The organism is Bacillus sp. Marseille-Q3570, from assembly GCF_946151055.1.
Taxonomy (GTDB): Bacteria; Bacillota; Bacilli; order Bacillales; family Fictibacillaceae; genus Pseudalkalibacillus.
The window spans coordinates 53,255-76,850 of sequence record NZ_CAMGYZ010000018.1 but is presented as its reverse complement, the minus strand read 5'-3'; the positions used below and the strand labels follow the sequence as shown (position 1 = coordinate 76,850).

Annotated in this window: 21 protein-coding genes; 3 read left to right on the top strand and 18 right to left on the bottom strand. The window is 43.9% G+C overall.

Annotation, left to right across the window (positions count from 1 at the left end; translation table 11 throughout):
• Positions 1–409: 409 nt before the first annotated feature.
• From N8M93_RS19915 to N8M93_RS19905, 3 genes are all read right to left on the bottom strand, one after another.
• A complete protein-coding gene (locus N8M93_RS19915; protein ID WP_261134383.1) occupies positions 410–1,579 on the bottom strand; it encodes an MFS transporter in 1,170 nt (389 codons plus the stop codon).
• A 290-nt stretch (positions 1,580–1,869) separates the two neighbouring features.
• On the bottom strand, positions 1,870–2,961 hold the full coding sequence (locus N8M93_RS19910) for a D-TA family PLP-dependent enzyme (RefSeq protein WP_261134382.1): 1,092 nt from the start codon (positions 2,959–2,961) through the stop codon (positions 1,870–1,872).
• Complete coding sequence (locus tag N8M93_RS19905) at positions 2,958–4,916, bottom strand: DUF4910 domain-containing protein (RefSeq protein WP_261134380.1); 1,959 nt, start codon at positions 4,914–4,916, stop codon at positions 2,958–2,960. Before N8M93_RS19905 ends, N8M93_RS19910 begins: the two co-directional genes overlap by 4 nt.
• Before the next feature lie 294 nt (positions 4,917–5,210).
• Here N8M93_RS19905 and katG point away from each other — a divergent pair, with 294 nt between their 5' ends.
• Entirely contained in the window at positions 5,211–7,451 is a 2,241-nt protein-coding gene (gene katG / locus N8M93_RS19900) for a catalase/peroxidase HPI (RefSeq protein WP_261134379.1), read from the top strand.
• 118 nt (positions 7,452–7,569) lie between these two features.
• On the opposite strand, the gene N8M93_RS19895 is transcribed toward katG, so the two are convergent.
• Positions 7,570–7,896, bottom strand: coding sequence for a hypothetical protein (locus tag N8M93_RS19895; RefSeq protein WP_261134378.1), 327 nt, complete (start codon positions 7,894–7,896; stop codon positions 7,570–7,572).
• Positions 7,897–8,261: 365 nt separating this feature from the next.
• Positions 8,262–8,720, bottom strand: coding sequence for a hypothetical protein (locus N8M93_RS19890; RefSeq protein ID WP_396125739.1), 459 nt, complete (start codon positions 8,718–8,720; stop codon positions 8,262–8,264).
• 253 nt (positions 8,721–8,973) lie between these two features.
• On the opposite strand from N8M93_RS19890, the gene N8M93_RS19885 reads away from it, so the two are divergent.
• Complete coding sequence (locus N8M93_RS19885; protein ID WP_261134377.1) at positions 8,974–9,771, top strand: cupin domain-containing protein; 798 nt, start codon at positions 8,974–8,976, stop codon at positions 9,769–9,771.
• A 285-nt stretch (positions 9,772–10,056) separates the two neighbouring features.
• On the opposite strand, the gene rlmD is transcribed toward N8M93_RS19885, so the two are convergent.
• The 10 genes from rlmD to N8M93_RS19835 all read right to left on the bottom strand — a co-directional run bounded on the left by rlmD (position 10,057) and on the right by N8M93_RS19835 (position 18,686).
• Positions 10,057–11,433: a 23S rRNA (uracil(1939)-C(5))-methyltransferase RlmD gene (gene rlmD, locus N8M93_RS19880; protein ID WP_261134376.1), complete on the bottom strand. Its 1,377-nt coding sequence runs from the start codon at positions 11,431–11,433 to the stop codon at positions 10,057–10,059.
• A gap of 115 nt (positions 11,434–11,548) precedes the next feature.
• The gene (hxlA, locus tag N8M93_RS19875) at positions 11,549–12,181 is read right to left on the bottom strand and encodes a 3-hexulose-6-phosphate synthase (RefSeq protein WP_261134375.1); all 633 of its coding nucleotides are present in this window, start codon (positions 12,179–12,181) and stop codon (positions 11,549–11,551) included.
• 1 nt (position 12,182) lies between these two features.
• Positions 12,183–12,344, bottom strand: a complete 162-nt coding sequence (locus N8M93_RS19870; protein WP_261134374.1) for a hypothetical protein — start codon at positions 12,342–12,344, stop codon at positions 12,183–12,185.
• 22 nt (positions 12,345–12,366) lie between these two features.
• On the bottom strand, positions 12,367–13,029 hold the full coding sequence (rpiA, locus tag N8M93_RS19865) for a ribose-5-phosphate isomerase RpiA (RefSeq protein WP_261134373.1): 663 nt from the start codon (positions 13,027–13,029) through the stop codon (positions 12,367–12,369).
• A 23-nt stretch (positions 13,030–13,052) separates the two neighbouring features.
• On the bottom strand, positions 13,053–14,339 hold the full coding sequence (locus tag N8M93_RS19860) for a TRAP transporter large permease (protein ID WP_261134396.1): 1,287 nt from the start codon (positions 14,337–14,339) through the stop codon (positions 13,053–13,055).
• Entirely contained in the window at positions 14,339–14,824 is a 486-nt protein-coding gene (locus N8M93_RS19855; protein ID WP_261134372.1) for a TRAP transporter small permease, read from the bottom strand. The genes N8M93_RS19860 and N8M93_RS19855 overlap by 1 nt, the downstream gene beginning before the upstream one ends.
• Positions 14,825–14,836: 12 nt before the next feature.
• On the bottom strand, positions 14,837–15,865 hold the full coding sequence (locus N8M93_RS19850; RefSeq protein WP_261134371.1) for a TRAP transporter substrate-binding protein: 1,029 nt from the start codon (positions 15,863–15,865) through the stop codon (positions 14,837–14,839).
• Between the two features lie 324 nt (positions 15,866–16,189).
• Complete coding sequence (gene hxlB, locus N8M93_RS19845) at positions 16,190–16,747, bottom strand: 6-phospho-3-hexuloisomerase (RefSeq protein WP_261134369.1); 558 nt, start codon at positions 16,745–16,747, stop codon at positions 16,190–16,192.
• A 26-nt stretch (positions 16,748–16,773) separates the two neighbouring features.
• Positions 16,774–17,778 carry a LacI family DNA-binding transcriptional regulator gene (locus tag N8M93_RS19840; protein ID WP_261134368.1) on the bottom strand — a complete coding sequence of 335 codons (1,005 nt, stop codon included), beginning with the start codon at positions 17,776–17,778 and terminating at the stop codon, positions 16,774–16,776.
• Between the two features lie 185 nt (positions 17,779–17,963).
• Positions 17,964–18,686 carry a DUF1385 domain-containing protein gene (locus N8M93_RS19835; protein WP_261134367.1) on the bottom strand — a complete coding sequence of 241 codons (723 nt, stop codon included), beginning with the start codon at positions 18,684–18,686 and terminating at the stop codon, positions 17,964–17,966.
• Positions 18,687–18,821: 135 nt separating this feature from the next.
• Between N8M93_RS19835 and N8M93_RS19830 the strand changes: the two genes are divergently transcribed.
• A complete protein-coding gene (locus tag N8M93_RS19830) occupies positions 18,822–19,001 on the top strand; it encodes a hypothetical protein (RefSeq protein ID WP_261134366.1) in 180 nt (59 codons plus the stop codon).
• A 21-nt stretch (positions 19,002–19,022) separates the two neighbouring features.
• On the opposite strand, the gene ggt is transcribed toward N8M93_RS19830, so the two are convergent.
• From ggt to N8M93_RS19815, 3 genes are all read right to left on the bottom strand, one after another.
• On the bottom strand, positions 19,023–20,792 hold the full coding sequence (gene ggt, locus N8M93_RS19825; RefSeq protein WP_261134365.1) for a gamma-glutamyltransferase: 1,770 nt from the start codon (positions 20,790–20,792) through the stop codon (positions 19,023–19,025).
• A 932-nt stretch (positions 20,793–21,724) separates the two neighbouring features.
• Entirely contained in the window at positions 21,725–22,219 is a 495-nt protein-coding gene (locus tag N8M93_RS19820; protein WP_261134364.1) for a S4 domain-containing protein, read from the bottom strand.
• 677 nt (positions 22,220–22,896) lie between these two features.
• The gene (locus tag N8M93_RS19815) at positions 22,897–23,496 is read right to left on the bottom strand and encodes a flavodoxin family protein (RefSeq protein WP_261134363.1); all 600 of its coding nucleotides are present in this window, start codon (positions 23,494–23,496) and stop codon (positions 22,897–22,899) included.
• Positions 23,497–23,596: the final 100 nt, after the last annotated feature.

Sequence of the window (23,596 nt, the reverse complement as noted above, 5' to 3'; positions counted from 1 at the left end):
AAAAGAAAAGAGGATACGATACTAGACACATAAAGGCGTTATCCTTCTATAGTCAACGCCTCAGTTCGAGGAAAAATGACTCATTCATAAACCTAACGGACATAGAGGACCTTATTTCTATAAAATATGTATTTTCACTAAACCTAACGGACACAGGAGACCTTATTTGCTCCTAAATCATCAAAAACAACCTACTTTTTAACGAATAGCGTCTCTGGTGTCCGTTAGCATCCGGAGAGTAGCGTTTTCGTCACAGATAACGGCTCTCCTGTCCGTTAACACCCAAAATCCGAGCTGTAAACCTTACTCCACAATGCGGCCCGTTTGTTGAATGAAGACTATCAATTTTTCTTTCTATATCAACATATTTTCCTGACATCCTTCGTTAATTAACAAAAATTCAGGTCAGTTATACTGTTTCTTTCACTCTTCTCGTTTGCAAACGATAAACCTGGTAGAGGAGCAACGCGAATATGGATAAGATGGCTCCTGCAATGAATGGGAGACCGATCGCAATCGAAAATAACCAGCCGCCTAGAGGAGGTCCTGCAATCCGGCCGAATGAATCAAAAGACGAAAGCAAACCTGTGACACTCCCATATCCTGTGTCTGACTGTTTGGTCAGAAGGGCAGAGATCGCCGGTCTGATAACGCCATTCCCCAATCCGAAAATCGTCAGGAAGAGGGTGGTTGTCCAGAAATCACGAGAAAACAAGATGAGGACGAATCCAATCGCCGATACAGTAATGCCTACCCGGATGACCGCACCTTCACCGAACCTCTTTGTCATCGGTCCGACCAATCCCCCTTGCACAATGGCACTGCCCAGCCCCATGATCATGAAGATATAGCCAAGTTGGACCGTGGTTATTCCTGCCTTATCAGCTGCAAAATAGGCGAAAGTCGCTTCAAGGCCAGCCAGTGAAAGGGTGACGATCAATTGTAAAATGAACAGAATGGAGAGTGGTCCTTCGAATGCTTTCCAGACCGAACCCCTCTTTCTCGAAAACTCGTTTCTTTTCTCAGCAGGGAGTGACTCTTTCACTAATATGAGCACTAAAATCAAGGTGATGACCGATGAAATTCCTGCAACATAAAACGGCATCGAAAGACTTGTCTTTGAAAATACACCGCCGATCGCGGGTCCGAAAATAAAACCAAGTCCGGTGGCAGCTCCGATGATCCCCATCCCTTTTCCACGGTTCTCTGGAGTTGTGATATCTGCTGCATAAGCCATGGTCGTCGGCATGTTAGCCGATGATAAGAAACCACCGATAATCCGGGCGGCAAATAAAACCCATAGCGAATCTGCCATAGCCATGATGAAAAATGAAATCGCTAGTCCAGCTACACCTAACATCATGACCGGCTTCCGGCCGATTCGATCTGAAATACGCCCCCACATCGGAGCGAAGAGTAGTTGCATGATCGAATAAACCGCCATCAATAGACCTAGTTCAAACGGACTTCCTCCCACCTCTTCAGCGAGGAATGGCAAGACCGGAATGATTATTCCGAATCCGACCATGACCATGAACATGACAAGAAAAAGTATTGGTAACGCCTTTTTTGACTCCATTATGTATTCCCCTCATATTGAATAAAATTTATCTTTATGGCTTTGTTGTACTTATTGTTTATAAAATGTTTCGATTCTTGTATCAAGACACCCATTACCTGACTGATTGTCAAGTTATAATTATACTATTGTCATTTACTTAATCCAATTAATTTTGAATTTAGTAGTACTAAAAAATAAACACGGCTTTCATAATGAGAGTCGTGTTTATCAGTCGTATATTGAGCTGGGGAGACTTTGGTACTTGTTTGCCCTAAACGGAATCCTTTTCTTGGATTCCTCCAGGCCAATTATCCATCAACCTTCCAAGTATCCAATACCTTCCCATTTTGATGTACAATATATTCTTCAAACTGATTTGCTACTGTACACGCATGGTTTGGAATGATCCTTACCTTATCATTCAATTTCAAGGCACTTTTTTGTGTGGATGTACCGATTCCATGTTCTTCTGATAACCGTTCCAGCGTAATTTCTGGATGGCCGATCATGTGGCCGAAACCTTTCACGGTATCATTTCCGTGTGCACCTTTATCCAAACAAAGCGTTTTGCTTCCTGTATCAAATACAATCCGATCTTGATGAACACCTACTACAGAAGCCAAGACCATCAATGCACAGTTTTCAAAGTCTGCAACACCTAATCCTACTTGAATTGCATCGAAAAACACAGCGTTTCCGGGCCTGGTTTCGGTGATCCCAGGCACCTTTCCTGAAATTTTATAGGTGGGAGTGGAACCGACACTTCTTACGGGTATTGGAATCCCTGCTTTTTCACATTCCTCAGCACTTTCTACGACTGCCCGTCCCTCCTGAACTCCAATTTGTTCAATTTCTGAATAGGTCGAAGCAGCATAGGAATGTCCGGCATGGGTCAAAATACCACCCAGCCTGATCTTGGAATGCGATAAAACTTCCTTCGCTAAAACCAGAGCGTCCTTTCCTGGTTCAACCCCACATCGGTTCAGCCCGGAATTCACTTTGATCCATGCTTCCATCGAAAATGGTGTGTGATCAAGTTCCTTTTGCAAATAGGCTAACTGCTCCGTGCTATCTACTGATACTTTAAGTTTAACACCTTGTTGTAAAAGCTTGATCATTCTACCAATCTTGTACGGACTGGAAATGGGATAGGCGATCAATATGTCATCGATTCCGCCAGCAGCCATTGCTTCTGCTTCAACGATTGTAGCGGTCGTTATGCCGACAGCTCCCGCTTTAATCTGCAGCTTCGCGATTTCAATGGATTTATGTGTCTTTATATGCGGGCGATAAGACAGGTCATGTTCCTCTGAAAAGTTTGCGATATCGTTTATATTTTTCATAAGTCTATCGTAATCCAGCAGCAATGTCGGCGTGTCCAGACTCGTTACCATCGTCATACTTTAATCTCCCCGACTTTATTTATGACATCGACTGTCAAGTAGAGTTCCAGAAGGTCTTTTACATAATCCGTGAAGAACTGACCTGTTTCATAATACGTCAAAGCAAGCACTTCCTGGACTGTCCGCTTCCCATCCATCCAATATAAAATAAAGTCAGCATAACCAAGCGGAATGTTTGGTTCCACTTCTTTCAACCAATGGTATCTTTCTTCTAGAGAAAGGACACTGATTTCATCAACCAGGCGGACTGGACCCTTATGATTCCTTTCATATATGGCGCTCATCCAATCATGGTTTCCATTTTTCTCTGTTTCCTCTGAAAATTGCCGCTCTCCTATTGTAAAAAGTATATCGGCTTGCTTTTCAATCAGATTTTTCAGCTGTTCAATTTGCTCTTGCAGGCTGTTGAAGTGACGAACCTTCGCATATTGGTCGAGCTGGGATAAGGCGTCCTCTTCATATTGAACATAAAACGAGAATGCATCATGAAATCGCTTTTTGGATAGATTGGATTTCGTCAGCGACTCTTTTGCCTCATTCAAATATGAGCCGACCTTGCCCATATGCTGCAGGGTGTACGAAATCCACTCATCCTCTTCTCCATTTGCTAAACCGTAACCATATAGAGCGGTTACCGTGCCGATCAATTTCATAATGTTTTCATCAAGATTTTTCGTAGAATCCGATGTCGTATGGTAATGTTTATCTGGCCATTGAATAAGCATCGGACAAGGAATTCCGATTGTGGGATCCGAAATGATATAATGATCGCTTCCGCCAGAAAAACGGGTTTTGACATGATGCACCGTACTATATTCCGTAGTACCGGTAAAGTTAGTTGTGTTACTAGTCGTATCTTCTACTAAATTGTAGGCGAATCTGTCCAGAAAAGTCGGTACAGCCATTGGCGGTTGTTCAACACATAATGGACCCCCGCCCTTCGTTTGATCCGCTCCTACCATATCCATGTTCAACGCTGCGATTGTATTCGGAATCCGCTCTTCGTTCAGATGAAAATAGGCAGCCGTTCCGGTCATCTCAGGCATCATCAAGAATCTGATCCCAAGCTCTGGTTGTGACAATTTGCCTTCCTTGATCAACCGTGTCAAAGTCCGCATCACTTCCATCAATGTACCGGGACCGGATGCGTTATCTTGCCCTCCTGGATACGGATGGCACAAATGGCTGACTAGTAGAATTTCCTGCTCTCTTTTACCAGGTATGAAGTATTCAATGTTTTCAAATTGACCGTCTTCCAGTTCAGCTTCCACCTTTGCCTTCAATCGGACCGTATGCTTTTTTGCTAGATTCCTAAGTTCTTCACCGATCCTCGGTGATACGACAAATCCGAAGGACTTCACTTCCTCTTCACGATGCCACCAATAGGATGTGTATTGTCGTGTATCCGGTAAATCCCAACGTGTTCGGATCGGTTTGAATTCGGCAAGATTATCAAATATCAATCCCGCACATTTATATTTTTCAACCGCTAAGGCATGAATGATGAACTGGTTTCCTCTTACAAGCGCAATCTTCCCTTCCAGATCCAGACCGTCATAACTGCTCTCTTCTTCTGCATTTTCGATGATAACCAGTTCAGCCTCTAATCCCTCTCCTGGTGTTGAAATGCTCCTTTGCACAACTGAGATTTCTTCTTCCTCGAATCTGGCAATCCTTTTACGTTGCGGCGTTTCGATCCAAAGCTCTGCACTTTCACACTTCCATTCTTTAAATGAAAAATGTGATGAAAACCGTTCGCCAAACCTGGCTGGATACGATACCAGTTCAGCATCCATGCCATCACGCTGTAATATTTTCAAAACTTCACCTGCCGCTTCCCTATACCCTGGAGAGGCTTGAATGCGGTGATATTGCGCAATCCGATCGGCATACCGAAAAGCCTGTCTTCCTGAAATTTCTTCTTCAATGATCTTTTTTATATATTCGAACATCCAATCCCTCCAAATCATTTCTCTTTTCTTATTCGATTTTTCAGGGTCAAACCCTTCTTGAATTGCCGGTTCTGTCATAAGCTGAAGTTACGGACAAAAAAAGTCAAAAAAGTATTTAGGGAAAGGACCTTATACTTTCAACCTATGTAAATCCGATTCTATCATTTTTACTGTTCTATTAATTTTTTGAAAATTCATTCATCTTGCTTTCATATTCAACCATTTCTTATTATAATTATAATGTAAGAGCGATTATAATTTTTGATTCACTCATAAAAGAAGGGAGCATGCTAAATGGACAAGAACGAAATGCATGACAGCAAAGCTGGTGCTGGCCAGTGCCCATTCACAGGTGCAAAATCGAAGGAAGAAAGTGCGGTCACGACGACGAAAGTCGGGACAACCAATAAGGACTGGTGGCCGAACCAGCTGAACCTGAACATCCTTCGTCAACATGACACGAAGACGAATCCGTTGGGTGAAGACTTTGATTATGCAGAAGAGTTCCAGAAGCTTGACTATGATGCTCTGAAGCAAGACCTTCATGAATTGATGACAGACAGCCAGGACTGGTGGCCTGCAGACTATGGACACTATGGACCCCTCTTTATCCGTATGTCATGGCACGCAGCCGGTACATACCGTACTGGTGACGGACGCGGAGGCGGGAGCACGGGTCAACAACGCTTTGCACCGCTGAACAGCTGGCCTGATAATGCGAACCTTGATAAAGCGCGCCGCTTGCTTTGGCCGATCAAACAAAAATACGGAAACAAGATTTCATGGGCAGACTTGCTTGTCCTGTCGGGTAATGTCGCGCTGGAATCGATGGGCTTGAAGACGTTCGGTTTCGGTGGCGGACGTGAAGACGTCTGGCATCCGGAAGAAGATGTCTACTGGGGTAATGAGACAGAATGGCTTGGTGACAACCGGTACTCAGGTGACCGCGAGCTGGAAAATCCGCTTGCTGCCGTTCAGATGGGGCTCATCTATGTGAATCCAGAAGGCCCAAACGGAAATCCGGATCCAGTTGCAAGTGGACGCGACATCCGTGAAACGTTTGCCCGGATGGGAATGAACGATGAGGAGACCGTTGCACTCATAGCCGGAGGCCACACATTCGGTAAAGCACACGGCGCAGGTGATGCTGAAGCGCATGTCGGCGCAGCACCGGAAGCCGCGGATATCGAAGACCAGGGCTTAGGCTGGAAAAGCACCCATGGAAGCGGTAAAGGCCGCGACACGATCACGAGCGGTGTCGAAGGGGCGTGGACAGCGAATCCGACACAGTGGGATAACGGTTACTATGATTTGTTATTCGGTTATGAATGGGAATTGACGAAGAGTCCTGCAGGGGCAAATCAGTGGAAACCTGTAAACCCTAAAGAAGAAGATCTTGCCCCAGATGCCGAAGATCCATCTGTAAAAGTTCCGACGTTCATGACGACAGCCGATATGGCGTTGCGTATGTTCCCTGATTATGAAAAGATTTCACGTCGTTTCCATCAGAACCCGGATGAATTCGCAGATGTTTTCGCACGTGCATGGTTCAAGCTGCTCCATCGTGACATGGGTCCAAAATCACGATACCTTGGCCCTGAAATACCAAAAGAAGATCTTGTCTGGCAGGATCCGATTCCGACTGTCGATTATGAACTGACAGATGCTGAAGTCTCTGACTTGAAAGCAAAAATCCTGGATTCTGGCCTATCCGTCAGTGAGCTAGTGAAAACGGCATGGGCTTCTGCAAGCACATATCGTGGATCAGACATGCGCGGGGGTGCAAATGGTGCACGCGTCCGTCTTGCTCCTCAGAAGGATTGGGCAGTGAATGAGCCGGAGCATCTTGCAAAAGTGCTTTCGGTCTATGAAATGATCCAAAGCCAGCTAGATAAAAAAGTGAGCCTTGCGGACTTGATTGTTCTTGGCGGCAGCGCAGCAATCGAAAAAGCGGCAAAAGATGCTGGCGTTGAGGTGACCGTTCCATTTGCTCCAGGACGCGGTGATGCAACTGAAGAGCAGACAGATGCAGAAAGCTTTGACGTATTAGAGCCGATGGCAGACGGTTTCCGAAACTATGAGAAAAAGGAATACACGTTGAGCCCAGAGGAACTGTTAGTGGATAAATCTCAGCTGTTAGGTCTTACTGCACCGGAAATGACGGTGTTGATCGGCGGTATGCGTGTGCTTGGTACAAACTACAAGGGCACAGAGCACGGTGTCTTCACAGACCGTGTCGGCACACTCTCAAATGACTTCTTCGTGAACCTGCTTGATATGAACATCGAGTGGAAGCCAGCAGGATACAACCATTACGAAGGACGCGACCGCAAAACAGGAAAAGTCGTACGCACAGCCACACGCGTCGACCTCGTATTCGGATCAAACTCCGAACTCCGTGCCCTGGCAGAAGTCTACGCCCAAAACGACAACAAAGAAAAATTCGTACATGACTTCGTAGCCGCATGGGTGAAGGTTATGAATGCAGATCGATTTGATTTGAAAGCGAAGAAGTCATCGGAGATGTATGCATAATCTTAGGGACGGTTCTCATGCTTCCTTTTAAAGTAAAGCATGTATACCGTCCTCATTTTATTTCGGGACGGTTCTCGTGCTTCCTTTCATGATCAAAATTCAACTGATACAGTCCATATTAGCCAAAAGAAACTCTTACACTCCCTTCTTTTTTCGCAGTTGTTAAACAGTTTCGCACAAAATTGAGGATTTGTTTTTGATCCCAAGAATCACCTTCTGACAAGGAAGAGCCTTCATTATTGAATAATTCCTTGCCGGCATTCAAAGCCTTTTCAATTTGTTGTGTTGAAAAAGTCGAACTGGCACCTGACCCACTGACTCCTGCATTATAATCTTCGGCATCCAGTAAACTATACAATATACTAGCGTAAAAATTCCCCATACTAAAGCGAGCATAAGCAATTTCTTCTCCTGCTCTATTGAATCCAGAAATATCATGACCCACTAAATGAAACCTCCTAAAATTTTTAATTTACTAGATAGGTTGGACATATTCTTATGAATCCTATAGATGATCAAATGGTTAAAACATATGGAGAAAGAAAAAAACAGGTGTTAGTAGATTGGTGTGAAGAGTAAAGAAGAGGTGTTTTAAAGCCCGGCATAGTTCATTCATGGGTACTCATTTTTCAAGGAGTGAATGGGGAATAAGATTTTTGTGGAAAAATTCATTTTGAGGGATATAAAGGAAATTAATGGTAGTATAATAGATTGTTTCATGTTCTATCAAACCTGTCAAGAAGTAAAATAGGAGACGGTCTTTTTTCCTTCACCCGATTGGAAGGAAGCAAAAGAACCGTCCCCATTCTTTCAATTTCGGGATAGGCCTATTTCGAATGCATTTAAATGATTCATTGATGCATTTCTTAACTGTGTAAATATAGTTCTTACATCCGTTGGAATATTTAAAGAAAGAAATTTATTATACATACTTATATTCTCTACCTCACCTTGTACTCCAAAAGCAAAAGCGCTTTTTATAGATTCCGGGGTAGTGACAAACATTCTTGAAATGTCTTCAGGTATAGGTACTTGATACCGTTCAAAAAGAGGAAGCAAAGCACTAATATGCCTTAATTCGGCTTCTTGGATTTGGGCAAATGTACGTATATACCCAAAGTTTAAAAGAATATCATTATATCTAGCCTGAGCAAGAAATTCATCTTGTAAAGCATAGGTTAACATACGAGACAAGGTTAATGTTGAAGCATTTAAAGCACCTTTGGCTCCATAGTTTTCAGCATTTTGTCTTAATCTATTCTCATACATGGTTTGCTTTGTATGTCCACCTCCTCCATTCCTTACTTTCCTGCTTCTGAAAAGATGTTATGGTTGTGAAGCTTTAATTCTAAATCTTTCCCCTATTAGTGTATAAAAAAGGCATCAAAATGTACCTTGAATACACAAAGATATCATTCAACAATAAAAACATGGATGAATATTACATCAAGTACACTCCTCTCCTAAAATACATAGGATAATTTGTAAATAACAATTAACAAATTTGAAGGGATTGAGGAATATGTACCGCGCACCCTTTATGTATCAAGATCCTTATTATGCGGATGTACCAATGAATACTTACAGAAATCCTTCCGGTTATTGGGCTGATCCTAATCAGGCATTTTGTTCATATTGGCCATCTTATGGTTATAAAAAGATTATGTTAAAAGATTATGGACCAAACCCATTTGTTATAAATATCAATGAAGCCACCAAGCAAAACAATACGTATCGTACAGCAATATGGACAGGTAATCATTTGCAAGTTACATTAATGAGTCTCAATATTGGTGAAGATATTGGTTTGGAAGTGCACCCTGATGTTGATCAATTTTTAAGAGTTGAACAAGGCCAGGGAATTGTACAAATGGGTAAACGTAGAGATAATTTGAATTTTCAAAGGAGAATTTTTGATGACTCTGCTATTATGATACCGGCTGGTATGTGGCACAATGTCACAAATACAGGAAATGTCCCTTTAAAACTATACTCCATATATGCCCCACCAAACCATCCATTCGGCACAGTCCATAGGACTAAAGCAGATGCAATGGCTGCAGAAGAAGGTAACGCAATTGGAAATACAGTAGTTAATGGAAAAACTCCAGATGAATGGATAAGGTATACAGAATTTTTGGTAAAAGAAGGATTGGAAGACGTTAAAAGAGGAATTAATATGACACACATTCTTCAAGAGTTCATTCTAATGGGAGTTCTTGTTGGAAAAGGATATTCTCCTGAAAAAGCATATGAAACAGTAGAAGAATGGGAACGTACAGGAAAGTCCAAACTTCTTCAGCAAAGCAAAAATATGTAGAACATTCATATTTCAACAATACGATCGGGGAACCATCCATAAGTTAATCTCCAGCTTTTCCTTTATTAAAACAGTTATTTCACCTAAAAACAGGTGAATATGGCAGAATTAAATTAAAGGACTACTTAGTGACGCTGGCATAAAGTCAAAAACGAAATCCCACTCCAATGGAGGGAGGATATATCTATATTAAAAGAAATGGGCTTAGAGGAGATTTTCCTCTAAGCCTTTTTGACATGCATTTTGCACCTGACAAGTGAACGCGTTGCTTGTTTCTCCCGTGCTTCACATTTTCTTCTGTAACCACGTCACACACTCCACATGCGTCGTATGCGGGAACATGTCCACGGGTTGGACCTGCTCTGTTTTATAACCACCTTGCTCTAAAATAGCGAGATCCCGAGCAAGGGTTGCTGGGTTACAGGATACGTATACGACCTTGTTCGGTTTCATATCGAGGATCGTGTTGAGCAGGGTTTCGTCGCAGCCTTTTCGTGGTGGGTCGACGACGAGGGTTTCTGCTTTGATCCCTTTCTCATACCAGGCTGGGAGGATCGTTTCAGCTTCTCCTACTTCAAATTCCACGTTTTCCATTTCGTTCAGTTCTGCATTCCGTTTTGCATCTTCAATCGCTTCTGGAACGATTTCAACGCCATACACTTTCTTCGCTTTTTGTGCGAGGAACAGCGAGATCGTACCGATACCGCAGTATGCGTCAATCACCGTTTCGTTCCCTTCCAATTGAGCGTACTCCAGCGCTTTATCATAAAGCACTTTTGTTTGTGTCGGATTTACTTGATAGAAGGAACGGGCTGATATCGCAAATTGGATGTCGCCGATCGTGTCATAAATATACTCATCGCCCCATAGTACACGCGTCTGATCCCCGAAAATCACATTTGTTTTCTTCGGATTGATGTTTTGGACGATCGATTTGACATTGGGAATCTGATCGACGATATCAGCAACGATGTTCTTTTTGTTCGGCAGTTCTTTTCCTTTCGTCACCAAGACGACCATGATCTGCCCTGTATTCTGTCCGTATTTCGCGATCACATGACGGAGCGTTCCTTTATGGCTACGTTCGTCATAAGCCCTAATTCCATAGTTGTTCGCGATCTCTTTTACCGTCTGGACGACTAGGTCATTCGCTTCCTGTTGGATCAGACATTCTTTCATATCGATGATCCGGTGGCTTCCTTTTTGATAGAAACCGGTGATCAGTCCGCCTTCTTCCTCACCGACAGGGACCTGGGCTTTGTTGCGATAGCGCCATGGGTCGTCCATGCCTAAGACAGGTAGTACGTTGACATCCTCCAGCTTTCCGATCCGTTCCATGACGTCCTGGACTTGCTTCCGCTTGTATTCGAGTTGTCCCTCATACGTCAGGTGCTGTAGCTGACAGCCACCACATTGGTTGTAGATCGGGCATGGAGGGGTAGTACGATGTTCGCTTTCCTTCGTCACCTCCAACAGCTTTCCGAATCCGAATCCTTTCTTCGTCTTGATGACTTTGACTTTCGCTTCTTCACCTGGAAGTCCTCGTGGTACGAAAAGTGTATAGCCATCGACTTTCGCCACTCCCGCTCCATCATGGGACAGGTCTTCGAACGTGACGTCGATGATATCGTTTTTTTGAACTGGTAAGGCTTGTTTTGCCATATGATTTTCCTTCTTCCGCTCGTAAAATTCTTATCTGATTGTAGCACATCCGGAAGACGAATAACAAAAACATAAAGAAAAGCAAAGAGGCCGTCAGTACCCCCTTGCTTAACAGTTATTTCTCACTAAATTCATCCATCATCTTTTTCATATTTGCGGCTATTTCCTTCGGTTGAGAAGAACCGGTGATTGCACTGCCGACAATGATGATATCCGGCTTTTCTTGTAGGATCGACGGCAGGGAGTCCAGATTCACACCACCTGCCACGGCTACTTCAAAATCGAATTCATTGATCAAGGAAAATAATTCGGTATCGAAGACACCGTCTGTTTGCTTGTCTTTCCCAACATGAAGGCTTACAAGACGGACACCGAGTTTTTCTAGTGCAGCAACCTTTTCCTTTTCATGGACTTCCAACAAATCGATCATGATCTGCTTCTCCGCATCGTTTGCGACCTTCAATGTGTCTGTGATCGTCTGGTCGGCGGAAAAGGCCATGACCGTTGTGATATCAGCCCCTGCTTCAAATGCCTGATCTGCTTCATGCTTGCCCGCATCGCATGTTTTCATATCCGCAAGAATCACATGATCCGGGAAGCGATTCCTCATCTCCCGTACAACAGTCATCCCATATTCTTTGATGACACCTGTACCCACCTCTATGATATCAATGCTTCCCTTCGTTTCCTCAACAATCCGGAAGCATTCCTCTTTCGTCAACCTGTCCAATGCTAATTGCAGTTTCATATTAAAACCTCACTTTACCGTTCGATACGCTCGATTTCACCGAGTCTTGCTTGCACATCTTCATAGTACGGCAATCCTTCATTGTCCCAGTAGATTTCATAGGTCCAGTCGAACCAGGATTGAAAGTGATCATTGCTTCTCCTATTGTAATAATGTCTTTCACATTAATTCCTCCAAACATACAATCATGATAAGGTTTCAATCTTTCCATCCCTGGAGATGATCACTTGATCTGCCATCGCTGGAAATAACCCTGTATCTACAACACCGGTCAACTGCTTCAATTTTTCATGAAACAATGCCGGCTGTTCGATTTGATCGAATCGGCAATCCAAGATGTAGTTGCCGTTATCTGAAACGAAGACCTGTCCATCCGTTCTTCTTAAAGATGGTCGGCCACCAAATTCTTCAATCTTCCTTACTGTGGCCTCCCACCCGAACGGGACCACTTCAACAGGCAGCGGGGCATATCCTAATCGGGATACCATTTTCGATGAATCCACGATAATGATCAATTGTTCCGCCAGGGAAGCGACGATCTTTTCTCTCACCAATGCTCCACCTCCGCCTTTTAGAAGGTTCAGATCCGGGTCGACCTCATCAGCCCCGTCGATTGCTATGTCAACATGCGTGGTCTTTGATAAGCTGGTCAATGGAATGCCATACTTTCGGGCAAGATGTTCTGTTTTCTTAGAAGTGGTGATGCCCGTGATTTGAAGCCCTTTTCCGACCTCTTCACCCAACTTTTTGAGCATCCACTCTACAGTGGACCCCGATCCTAACCCTACTGTCATACCATTCTTCAGCTTCTTTACAGCCTCTTCTGCTGCCTTACGTTTATCATTCATCTGCTGTTCTCCTTTTTACTTAATTAAAATAAACCAGGATTCAACATCTTAGGGATATAGAATGCAATATCCGGGAAGAAAGCAATGAATACCAATACGACAAGAATGATCGCGATAAATGGAACGACCGAAACGAAAGACCGTTCGATGGACATGTTCCCGATTTTTGCTGCGAGTAACAGGCACAAACCATATGGCGGCGTGATCAGTCCAACAGCTAACGTGATGACAACAATCAGACCAAGATGGACAGGGTCGATTCCAAACTCCAGCGCTGTCGGCAGGATGACCGGTACGAAAAGGATCATGGCCGGGATGGCATCCATGAATGTCCCGATAAACAGGAAGAAGGCAATGATGATCAGGATGAATAACCATTCTGCTCCGATATGGTTCGTAAAGAATTCCTGTGCCATCGTCCCCAGCCTATAGTAACTCAATAATTCTCCCAACGCGCTTGCCGCAGCTAAAGCAAATAACGATAATGAGCTTAAAGCCAGAGTGTCGAACAAAATCTTCGGCAAGTCTTTTACCTTTAGTGTTTTATAGTAGAACATACAGACGATCAGCGTATATAAGGAGGCGATCGCCGCTGCTTCTGTAGCGGTGAAAAAGCCTGAAATGATTCCACCGATGATGATGACAGGTGTTAATAAAGCCGGGATCGCTTCAGCGAACAATCGGAAAAATTTCTTGAATTCCACTTTTGCTGCTTTTGGGTAATTCCGTTTCATAGCGATGATGTAGATCAGGATCATCATAGCAAGACCAATCATGATCCCTGGCACGATGCCCCCAAGAAATAATGCACCGATGGACGCATTGGTCAGCCCCGCAAAGATGACCATCGGAATACTTGGCGGGATGACGACACCAATGGTAGAAGAGGCAGCTGTGACCCCGACTGCTGTTTCTTTTTCATACCCATTTTTCCGCATGCTCGGGATCAGGATTTTTCCAACGCCGGCCGTATCAGCCTGTGAGGCTCCGGATACCCCGGCAAACATCATTGATACAAGGATGTTCGCATGTGCAAGACCACCACGTATCGGGCCCACGATCGCAAGAGCAAGGTTGATCAATTTCTCAGATATTTTCCCCGAGTTCATCAGATTCGCGGCAAGGATGAACAATGGTACAGCCAGTAAGACAAAGGAATCAAGGCCATTGACCATTTTCATCGAAACCGTAGCTTCTGGTGTGTAAGGGATGCCGGAAACACCCAGTAATGCGACGATGCCGATGACAAACGCAATCGGCACCCCGATCAGCATCAATACGATGAATAGACCTAATAATATAAATCCCATCACCCACTTACCTCCTTCGCTTTAGCTGCCTGTACATGGTCAATCAAATGTGAAAAGGAATAAATGAGCATCGTTCCTGCCATGATCGGTACTGAAATCCATACATACCCCATTTTCATTTCGGGGATCGATGCCCATGTATAATTCCAAAATTCCACCGCAACCTGGACCCCTAATAACAAAATGTATGTGTTGAAAGCGATGAGGACCAGGTCATTGAAAATACTTAACGAGGTCTTCTTTTTCCCTTTCAAATTCTTGAGGATAAAATCAAAGTTGAAATGCTCACGACGGTTGACCATGATCGCCGCTCCCATGAAGATGGCCCATATGAACGAATAATTGGCTGCTTCCTCTGTCCAGATCAAAGAAATGCCTAAATGTCTGGTGATGATCTGCATCATGATGACGATAAAGAAAATGCATAGGAATATGATACCGACTGTCAATTGCAACCTTTCAAGGATACGTACAAAACGTTTCACAGGTATTCCCTCCTAGCTGTTATCAAGATCTCTTATTTTTTTCAATAAATCGGTCACACCGATCTCTTTCGCATAGGCATCCAGTATCGGATCAGCGATTTCAATGAACGGTTCTCTATCAATCTCGTTGATTTCCGCTCCTTCTTCAATCGCTTTCTCCTTATACTCAATGTCTTGTTTGAGTGTGGCTTCACGTTCTGCTTTCACTGATTCTTCAGCTGCCTGCAGGATGATTTCCTGATGTTCCTCCGAGTAATCATCGAATTTTTCACCATTGGTCAATAACAGTCGTGTCGTATAATCGTGAGCTGTTTCGGTTATATATTTTCCATTCGGCGTCCGGTGGTGCGCTTGTTGGACGAAAAAGGGGTAAGCGTTTTCAGAGGAGTCGACAACATCCTGTTGAAGTCCTTGGTACAGCTCTCCCCATGCGATATTGGCCGGGATCGCCCCTGTTTTCTTCCAAAAATCAGAGATGACTCCAGATGTTTGTGTCCGTAATGAAACACCCTTCAGATCTTCTACTGATTCGATCGGTTTCTTCCCATAATAATGACGGACACCGGCTGTCCAATAACCTAGTAGTTTGAAAGAATTGTCGGATTTCTCATTGATGATCTCAGCCATTTCCTTTCCGACTTCTCCGTCGACAGCTTTCAGCCAGTGCTCATAACTGTTGAACAGATAAGGTGCAGAAAAGAGATCGATTTCCCGTATCCCCGTCTGTGTCATGAAACCAGGAGATGCAAGGACGACATCGACTGCCCCAAGTTGAAGCTTTTCCACCAGCTGGGATTCCTCTGTTCCTAACGTCCCGGCATGTACCTCGACTTCAATCGTTCCATTGGATTGTTCTTCAGCCACTTCTTTAAACTTCATCAGTCCGGTTTGGAATGGATTTTCAGGATCTGTCTGGTTATGGGCAGCAATGATTTTGATTTTCCCATCCCCATTTGGATCTGCTTCATCCAGATTACAACCAGAAACGATTGCAATTGTTGCAAAAATCAGAAAAATGAAACCGTATTTGATCTTGCACATGTTCGTATACCTCCCTGTTCATAGGTTGTTTCACGATTTAATCTCTTCCACTATTGTTCTGAATTGATGTGCCCTTTCTTCCAATCGATTGTAATCTTCCTTGGTTTGCAACGCTTTTGCATTTTTCAAGGTTACTTCCGATCCCTACGGCTGAACTGCCATACGCCAGGTAATCGCCCATATTCTCGAGGTTCACCCCTCCAGTCAACATTGCTTCAACATGAGGAACGTCTCCACATTTAAAGTCGGAGAGACTATGAAAGATGCTCCAGCCATGATTACTGACCTGATTTGTTCAATTGCTATCATTGGCCTCTCACCTGCCTATTCAAGATTGGCATGTTTTTGACTTAATATTGAATGAATCTTCTCTTCAGGCTGCTGTTCTAGAAGATAAACAACGATGGCATCCAAAAGGAGGTGAGCAGCTTGATCAAACTGATTTCCCAGCGGTTGGATCGTAGCTGGCTCCGTTACCAGCCTCTTCTTCGTCGCTGCGGGTATCGTAAGTACGAAATCACTGATCCGGCCGATCGCTGAATCCTTATTCGTGGTCACTAGCGCCACCTTCGCATCGATATCCTGCGCTTTTCCAGCGTATTCCAAAAGACTCCCTGTACTGCCAGAACCTGAGATCAGCAGCAGCAAATCACCGGTTTCGATACTCGGGGTGATCGTCTCGCCGACCACATATATCGGGAAACCACTATGCATCATCCGCATGGCAAAAACTTTTGCGATCAACCCTGAACGTCCGGTTCCCGCAACAAAAATCCGGTTCACTTTAGTTAGTTCGTCGGCCAACTTGACCCCCTCATCAGCGTCTACGCGGCCCAACACTTCTTGTATTTCTGAAGCAACTGTATTGATGATCTTATCCATTGCATTCACCTTTCTTTATGATTTTTTCAACAAGATTCTCTGACAACCAACTTCGGTTCGAATCGGAAGATCCCGGCTTCATCATCGCCGTTTTTATCGATCATCAGATGGAAGAGCATTTCTGCCGCTTTCGTCCCCATTTCGAATGCAGGTTGCATAATCGTCGTCAAAGAGGGATTATATATGCTGGCAAAGGACACATCGTCAACATTGATCAGTGCCAACTCTTCTGGTATCCTGATCCGATGTTTTTTCGTATATGTCAACAATTCGATTAACGTACGGTCATTGACAGCAAATATCGCGTTCGGAGGATTAGGGCCTTTCATCATTGTTTCAATTTTCGTCTGCATGTCAGTGATCTCCCCGCTGATCACGTGAGCCGGTTCGTAAGGCAGTCCATATGTTTCCAACGCCTTCTTGAATCCTTCAACCCGTTCTATCCTTGGCGTGATCTGTTGGTCGAGTGGCGGGGAGATGATCCCGATCCGGTCATAACCTTTATCCACAAATTCCTTCACCGCCAGGAAGGAAGCTTTTTCATTATCAAGTAGAATGGTGTTGATTGGGAGTTCCGGAATGAGTCGATCCATGAAAATCAAAGGATATTGTGCCTTGACCAACTTTCTGTACAGCTCGACATTCCCTCCGGTCGGAAAGGCGATGATGCCATCAACCTGTTTCGCCCAGAGCATTTCAATATACTTCTTTTCTTTGTCCGGATCATCATCCGCATTACAGACAATCACGTGGAACCCTTTTTCATTGCAGAAATCCTCGATTGCCCGGATGACCTGGGTAGAGAAAACGTGCAAGATGTTGGCGACGATGACACCGATTGTGGTCGATGATTTCTGCTTCAAGCCTCTTGCCATGATGTTGGGGCTGTATCCAAGCTCGTCGATCGCATTTTTGATCCGTTCTTTGGTTGCTTCCCCCATATAGTCATAGCGTTGATTCAAATATTGGGATACTGTACTTTTTGAAACTTTTGCATGCTTCGCAACATCAGCTATCGTAATCCTATTCATAAAAAATCTCCTAATCTATCTGTTATTCGTCAAGTAACTAAAACGATTTAGTAAATCGATTTAGTAAAGTATAAAATAGATGAAAGCGTTTTACAACCTGTTTTGGGAATGTTATTTTTTCCATTCTTTATTGAAGAGGAACACAGCAAAAAAGCCCCCGGTTCGGGAGCTTATGATTTTATGAATCATGCTTCTACGCTTTTTAACGTTTTCATGCTTTCGATTGCGATGTTAAGGTGTTTTTCCTCAGGCTCGCTCGTGAAACAGTAGTATTGAAGGAAAGAGCCTAGCTTATAAAATGGCTTCAAGCGGTTTCTCTTCATACGGAACATTTCATAGCCGATGCTCCACGCAATCAGCATGGTGAGGAACATACTCTCCATGAAAAAGGAAAGAAGTATGGTGTTGAACACGATGAACACGACAAGATTCGTCCCGCAGCGCGGATGGACTCTTGGCTGGTTCGCCACATTTTCATAGGTCAACGGTAGGTTTTTGTCCTCGCAATGCGCAACCATATGTTCAGCCGCGTGATACTTGGAAATGCTCGTGAACCGGATGACCAGACCCGCTACAACGATCAATGCTGCTGAAAAGAACCATTCCTTTTCCGTCAAAGGCACACTGCTGGCAACCTGTCCACCTGGTAAGGCTTTTCCTAATAAAAGAAGCGCCGCAAATGCCAGGACGACCTGCTTATACACATTCATCATCGCTTTGACGATCGACCAGACGCCTCTGACTAAAGGAATTTTGTTCAGAAAGGTATCCAGCTTGCCTTCACCCTTATGGAGCGGTTGGACTTTTGCTTCAAGTTTTCCGTTGTGATTGACTGCTTTTACGCGATAGTTTTTGCCGATGAACAAGACGCTGTTCAGTCCGGCAGCTCCACCTTTGTATACCTGCATCCACATCACATTCCTTTTCATTCGGATATTACCAGTGTACAATAATCTGAATTTTTTAACAATCCTTAAGGGACGGCTTGTTTGGAAAAGATTTGGATATAAAGATACTATCCCAATGTTTGTAAGGAGGCAAAAATGCGTTTACTCAATATCCCCCTGCTCATGGCTGCCGTCGGGTTCGCGATCGGTTTTGCTCAAGAAGGGCTTCAAGTCGGGCTCATCTATGCAATCGGCTTTTTCAGCGGAAGTGTGATCTATCGGGCCATGCGTCATGTGATCGTAAAAAATGCGAAAAAAATCAGCCACAAGCGTTGAATGCTTATGGCTGGTTTTTTGTTATTTAGAATGTGACTTTCCTGGTTTGTTTATTCCGATAGCGGCTCCAATCCGTCTGGAATCGGATGCCCCGTAGAATAGACCTTTGTCATAATCGATCTGGATGCTCTGGACGTTTCCGATCGTGAGCTGGGATCCGATCGTATGACCCATCGCAGCTAGTTCAGAACGTACTTCGGATGGAATGCCTTCTTCCCAGTTCATGGCTGAAGTGTGCGAGTTATAGATTCTCGGCGCCTCGATCGCTTCTTTCAGTCCCATGTCATACTCGACCAGGTTCAGGAATACTTGCAAAACGGAAACGATGATCCGTGGACCACCAGGTGAACCGAGCGTCAAGACTGGTTTACCGTCTTCAAGCACCATCGTCGGTGTCATGCTGCTCATCGGCCGTTTGTTCGGCTGTACTTCATTTGCTCCACCTGGACGAGCATCGAAGTCTGTGATTTCATTATTCAGCATCAAGCCGTAACCTGGGACCATGATTCCTGTACCGAATACCTGTTCAATCGTTGTCGTATAGGAAACGACATTGCCCCATTTGTCGGCGACAGTGAAGTGGGTCGTCTCGCCCATCTCCTTATCATCCGCTTGCTCGACGACATCCATCGCCGGTTCTGCATCTTCATATTGCCATGGGTCGCCGGCTTCGACATTCTGATTCGCTTCGTCCAGATCGATCAGCGCCCGTCTTTCCTCGATATAATCCGGATGGAGCATACCATTCATCGGGACATCAACAAACTCCGGATCCCCGATATACGCTGCCCGATCCGCGTAACTGATCTTCATCGCCTCCGATAACAAGTGGTATTTTTCAACGGAATTTTCACCGTATTGCCCGATATCGAAGTCTTCCAACAGCTTAAGCATTTGCAAGAGCGTCAAACCACCTGAGCTTGGCGGTGGCATGCTTGCAATCTCGTAATTTTTATAATCACCGTAAACCGGTTCATCTTCTGTCACATCATAGTTTGCAAGATCTTCTGTCGTCATGCTTCCACCGAAATCCTGCACAACATCAGCAAGAGCCTGCCCGATTTCTCCGTTATAAAAGGCATCGGTTCCATAAGCACGGATCAACTTCAAGGTTTTTGCAAGGTCTTTTTGCTGAAGCCACTCGCCAGCTTCAAGAGGTTCGCCATCTGGTAAAAAGACATCTTTAGCAGCAGTGGCAGAGAGCTTGTCCTCATTCGACGCAATCATACGTGCTAGATATTCATCGATAGCAAAGCCTTTATCTGCAAGGTGGATCGCCGGGGTGATCAATTGCTGCAACGACCTTGACCCCCATTTTTCATGAGCCGTTTCCAACCCCTTTAACGTGCCAGGAACTCCGACAGCATTTCCGTGGGTCGAACGTTCGCCAAAAGGAATGATGTTCCCATTTTCATCAAGGAACATATCAGGTGTGGCTCCGGCTGGTGCTCTTTCACGGCTGTTGATGATCGTGACGTCATCCGCTTCAGCGTCATAAACCATCATGAAGCCGCCGCCACCGATTCCAGACATCATCGGTTCCACGACATTCAGTGCGAATTGGATCGCGATCGCCGCATCCATTGCGTTCCCACCTTTTTTCAATACGTCTGCTCCGACTTTCGATGCCAGTGTATGTGAGGTGGATACCATCCCGTGGGTTCCGACATCATATTCCTTCAATTCATCAGGATTGTCTTTTTTTGCAACCCCAGAAGCTGGAGCCAGTGAAAACAACAAAAGAACAGCCAACAATGCGTAAGTGAACTTCTTCCAGTACAACTTCGACATCTTACCAATCCCCTCCTGATTTTAAAATATTTTGAATTATGTAAAATTTTATCATAAAATTTTTTCGGGAATTTGTTGCATATTGTCATGGATCTGTAAGCCACAGTACTTTTATAGCACTATCAAGTAATAATTCCGTACCTATATCCCTATATTTCATTCTGAATCATTCCCGAATTGATGTCCTTTTTAAAAAAACAATGGAAAAATGATGCGATAATCCCGTTTTCTTGTTGAAGCTGGCAAGCAGTTTGCTTTTTTAAAGCACAGTTTTAGTCTAGCGAATGGTTTGGCTGTTACAATCGATCATTAAACACAACAAATGTCATAGGCTTCCTGCATCGTCAAATCGGGAAAATAACCCCGTTTGCGAGATGACTGACAGAATTTTTTTAGTGTTTGTGACCCAATACTACTATTTATTTACTTATGGTAGTGTTTAAATAAAGAAACAAATCCATTTCAAGGAACTTCAGTGATTCTAATGGTCTATTAAACTAGCAGAGGAGTGAGGAAAGCAGTCGAATTTTCTAGTCGTTTACTAAGTGTAGTTTGCAAATCTAACAAGTACTTACTATCACCGCGTCTAATAAATAATTGAGAATGGGTTTGATCACTTATGATTATGTTTAAAGTTATAGGAATCGTATTAACGATCATCGTGATTGGTTTAGGATTTTATTACTTAGGATTTAAAGAAGTCAAGAATAGAAATAGCTCGATTCTCGGTTATCTCTATTTGTTATTTGGGGGAATTGGCGTGATATCCATATACATTTGGTGGATGGATTGATAAGCTATCATAATATTAATCAACGAGGGCAGGCATAAATGGCTTGCCCTTTTTATGTTATGGTCCTGTTTATCCGAAACAATCAAATTCTTTGGAAAGGAAAAGCCCCCCCTGTGATGGACAGGGGGACCTGATTGTCTTATAGATCGATTGTTATTTGATCCGCTGTTTTCAGTCTGGATGAAGGCTTGGCTGGCTCATCATTGAGGAGGATCCTGCCTTCATGAATCCTTTGGGTGACTTCAGTCCGGCTCCAGTCTTCAATTTGATCGGCTATGATTTTATCGAGACGGAACCTTCCTTGTACGTCTGAGAGCTTGATCGTGATTTTATCAGTTCCGTTTGTCTGGTAGTCTTTTATTTTAATTTCACTGAGCTGGCTCGGTTGTTCTGGTTGTTCCTCCACCACTCTTGCATGATCGGTATAGGCTTGATAGATTTCGAGCTTTTTGTTCCAGGTGTGATTCTTATCACACTTGTAGATGGCGAACCGGTAGATGTTCTTTCCGTTCGCGTTGTGGCGGCGGATCATCGTATCCGTGAATCGGACAGTCTTGCCGCAATTGCTGCAATGTCTTTCGACGATATTGTCATTTATTTCTTGAAGCTTCCAGGTCAATCGGACCTTCTGCATTTCCTTCACCTCTTTTGGGATGTGAGGAAACGTAACGCTTCTATTTGGAGGTCTTGCAGTATGACGTTTTTTAACCCAACAAAAAAGAGGCCCCCTTAAGGGAACCCCTATATCATGCATGCTGCAGATATTGGTTACGTTCCTTTGTAATGGGATTTTGACAGACTACTCCCGTTCAGCAAGCCTTCAAAAAGACCGCCTCGAGAGTGTCCATATCCAAAATGTTTTCCATTACAAAGAGTATGTTGGCATACAGGTAACCTAAATCCTTTCACTCCAAATAGTTTATCTATAGCTTACTAGATGGTGGAATTTTTTACAAGTATAAAAAGAAATCCTGGCAAAGTCGAGCTTTGGTGAAAGATGTGCCTTCTGTAAAGTACGAAAATTTTTCACTGATAAAATTAGAGGACATCAGCGACCTTATTAGCTTCAAATCCCCCATCTTGAAAATATTAGAGGACACCAGCGACCTTATTTGCCTGAAACTAGAAACATCCGGGGGTATTCCACCCGAATAAAGGAACAGTTGTCCTCTAATTTAAACCGGTCAAACGCGTTCTGTTGAGCGTTCAGTATCTTTATGACAAGGAAGCTTTTGGATCGCGTCTACTTTCCTGTGACAGAGGCAATCTTACAGTGAAAAAAAGCCCCCAAAACGGGAGCTTATACTGCATCTAAACTTGCTCGAGCGGACTTTCTTCAGCTGGGATCGGATAATCTTTCAAAAGCCCGGCGAAGTACACGAGGTTGTTGCTCATTTTTTTAATCGCGGTTGCATCGACTGCTGTTTCGCAATCGTTGCAAATGCAATACGAATCACCATTCGGCGGAATTGTAAAGCCGATATGGGAGAGTGCATACAGGATCGACTGGGCAGCAGGTTTGGCGCCGATTTCGTTTCCTGTGATGAGCACACCACCTACCTTGTTGTAGAAGAGTGAAGGTCCATTTTCGATCGTGTTGTCGCTTTCCGCATAGAGCCGCTCGATGACAAGTGCCGCAATACTGCTCTTTTCTTCAATCCATAACGGTGTCGCGAAAATGACGATGTCTGCTGCCTTCACTTTTTCAAAAATCTGTGGCCAATCGTCTTCAAGTCCAGGTTCATCGTTCGTCGAATAGCCGATATTATAATCCGCAAGCCATAGCATTTCGAAAGAAACGTCGTGATCCTGCAAAATTTCAAGTGAATAATTGGTCAATGCTTGTGTATGAGAGATGTTCTCTTTCGTTTTCAGTGAACAATTTAAGATTAAGGTATGTAGAGTTGACATAACTCTTCCTCCTTTACAAAGTCATGTATCTATACCCTGAAATGAAGAAGGTTAATCCACTTTTTAATAGGAAATTTCAGCTGAATTGTAACCTTTGTTG

What these genes read in the sequence shown, in the direction of transcription:
- N8M93_RS19915 (WP_261134383.1), bottom strand. Translation starts at nt 1,579, where the DNA reads ATGGAGTCAAAAAAGGCGTTACCAATACTTTTTCTTGTCATGTTCATG.
- N8M93_RS19910 (WP_261134382.1), bottom strand. Translation starts at nt 2,961, where the DNA reads ATGACGATGGTAACGAGTCTGGACACGCCGACATTGCTGCTGGATTAC.
- N8M93_RS19905 (WP_261134380.1), bottom strand. Translation starts at nt 4,916, where the DNA reads ATGTTCGAATATATAAAAAAGATCATTGAAGAAGAAATTTCAGGAAGA.
- katG (WP_261134379.1), top strand. Translation starts at nt 5,211, where the DNA reads ATGGACAAGAACGAAATGCATGACAGCAAAGCTGGTGCTGGCCAGTGC.
- N8M93_RS19890 (WP_396125739.1), bottom strand. Translation starts at nt 8,720, where the DNA reads ATGTATGAGAATAGATTAAGACAAAATGCTGAAAACTATGGAGCCAAA.
- N8M93_RS19885 (WP_261134377.1), top strand. Translation starts at nt 8,974, where the DNA reads ATGTACCGCGCACCCTTTATGTATCAAGATCCTTATTATGCGGATGTA.
- rlmD (WP_261134376.1), bottom strand. Translation starts at nt 11,433, where the DNA reads ATGGCAAAACAAGCCTTACCAGTTCAAAAAAACGATATCATCGACGTC.
- hxlA (WP_261134375.1), bottom strand. Translation starts at nt 12,181, where the DNA reads ATGAAACTGCAATTAGCATTGGACAGGTTGACGAAAGAGGAATGCTTC.
- rpiA (WP_261134373.1), bottom strand. Translation starts at nt 13,029, where the DNA reads ATGAATGATAAACGTAAGGCAGCAGAAGAGGCTGTAAAGAAGCTGAAG.
- N8M93_RS19860 (WP_261134396.1), bottom strand. Translation starts at nt 14,339, where the DNA reads ATGGGATTTATATTATTAGGTCTATTCATCGTATTGATGCTGATCGGG.
- N8M93_RS19850 (WP_261134371.1), bottom strand. Translation starts at nt 15,865, where the DNA reads ATGTGCAAGATCAAATACGGTTTCATTTTTCTGATTTTTGCAACAATT.
- hxlB (WP_261134369.1), bottom strand. Translation starts at nt 16,747, where the DNA reads ATGGATAAGATCATCAATACAGTTGCTTCAGAAATACAAGAAGTGTTG.
- N8M93_RS19840 (WP_261134368.1), bottom strand. Translation starts at nt 17,778, where the DNA reads ATGAATAGGATTACGATAGCTGATGTTGCGAAGCATGCAAAAGTTTCA.
- N8M93_RS19835 (WP_261134367.1), bottom strand. Translation starts at nt 18,686, where the DNA reads ATGCAGGTATACAAAGGTGGAGCTGCCGGACTGAACAGCGTCTTGTTC.
- N8M93_RS19830 (WP_261134366.1), top strand. Translation starts at nt 18,822, where the DNA reads ATGCGTTTACTCAATATCCCCCTGCTCATGGCTGCCGTCGGGTTCGCG.
- ggt (WP_261134365.1), bottom strand. Translation starts at nt 20,792, where the DNA reads ATGTCGAAGTTGTACTGGAAGAAGTTCACTTACGCATTGTTGGCTGTT.
- N8M93_RS19820 (WP_261134364.1), bottom strand. Translation starts at nt 22,219, where the DNA reads ATGCAGAAGGTCCGATTGACCTGGAAGCTTCAAGAAATAAATGACAAT.
- N8M93_RS19815 (WP_261134363.1), bottom strand. Translation starts at nt 23,496, where the DNA reads ATGTCAACTCTACATACCTTAATCTTAAATTGTTCACTGAAAACGAAA.